The sequence below is a fragment of the Pedobacter sp. ASV28 genome (genome assembly GCF_016428855.1).
Taxonomy (GTDB): domain Bacteria; phylum Bacteroidota; class Bacteroidia; order Sphingobacteriales; family Sphingobacteriaceae; genus Pedobacter.
In genome coordinates this window covers 1-255 of the sequence record NZ_JAELTN010000160.1, presented here as the reverse complement: position 1 = coordinate 255, position 255 = coordinate 1, and the positions used below count along the sequence as shown (strand labels likewise).

The following is a 255-nucleotide window of genomic DNA, read 5'->3' as shown; positions in this document are numbered from 1 at the left end:
ACCTCCACTGACTATGCGCCCTATTCAGACTCGCTTTCGCTTCGGATCCGTGCCTGAAGCACTTAACCTTGCCAGTGAAGAGTAACTCGTAGGCTCATTATGCAAAAGGCACGCCGTCACGCCACCTAGACGCTCCGACCGCTTGTAAGTATACGGTTTCAGGTTCTATTTCACTCCCCTGTTCGGGGTTCTTTTCACCTTTCCCTCACGGTACTGGTTCACTATCGGTCTCTCGGGAGTATTTAGCCTTACCGG

Annotated in this window: 1 rRNA gene; it reads right to left on the bottom strand. The window is 52.2% G+C overall.

Annotated features, from left to right (window positions below):
* A 23S ribosomal RNA gene (locus JHD79_RS23260) occupies positions 1-255 on the bottom strand; the annotation flags it as partial.